At 69.9% G+C, this 762-nt stretch carries 1 protein-coding gene; it reads right to left on the bottom strand.

Annotated features, from left to right (window positions below; translation table 11 throughout):
* Positions 1-762: thiamine pyrophosphate-dependent enzyme (locus IEZ05_RS36125; RefSeq protein ID WP_189234558.1), on the bottom strand; the 762-nt coding region annotated here is incomplete at its 5' end.

Here is a 762-nt window from a genome sequence, read left to right as displayed (position 1 = left end):
TCAGCCGACGACGGTCCAGGTGTCGCCGCCGGCGAGCAGTGCGGCGAGGTCGCCCTTGCCGTTCTGCTCGACGGCGGTGTCGAGCTGGTCCGACATCAGCGTGTCGTAGACCGGCCGGCCGACGGAGCGCAGCACACCGATCGGGGTGTGGTGCAGCGTGTCGGGGTCGGCGAGGCGGGACAGCGCGAACGCGGTGGTCGGGGAGGCGGCGTGGGCGTCGTGGACCAGGACGTCCGCTTCGTTGTCCGCGGTGACCGCGACGACCTTCAGGTCACCGGTGGCCCGGTCGCGGACGACGCCCTTCGCACCGTCGGCGCCGAAGCGGACCGGCTGCCCGTGTTCCAGCCGGATCACCGCCTCCTGGGCCTGCTGGCGGTCCTTGAGGGCGTCGAAGGCGCCGTCGTTGAAGATGTTGCAGTTCTGGTAGATCTCGACCAGCGCCGTGCCCGGGTGGTCGGCGGCCTGGCGCAGTACCTCGGTGAGGTGCTTGCGGTCGGAGTCGACGGTGCGGGCGACGAAGGACGCCTCCGCGCCCAGCGCCAGCGACACCGGGTTGAACGGCGCGTCCAGCGAGCCCATCGGCGTCGACTTGGTGATCTTGCCGACCTCGGAGGTCGGGGAGTACTGGCCCTTGGTCAGACCGTAGATCCGGTTGTTGAACAGCAGGATCTTCAGGTTCACGTTGCGGCGCAGCGCGTGGATGAGGTGGTTGCCGCCGATGGACAGCGCGTCGCCGTCACCGGTGACGACCCACACCGACAG

Origin of the sequence: Streptomyces flaveolus (assembly GCF_014648815.1) — a bacterium.
In the GTDB taxonomy this organism is placed as follows: Bacteria; Actinomycetota; Actinomycetes; order Streptomycetales; family Streptomycetaceae; genus Streptomyces; species Streptomyces flaveolus.
The sequence above is the reverse complement of the archived record's forward strand: the minus strand, read 5'-3'. Positions and strand labels throughout refer to the sequence as shown.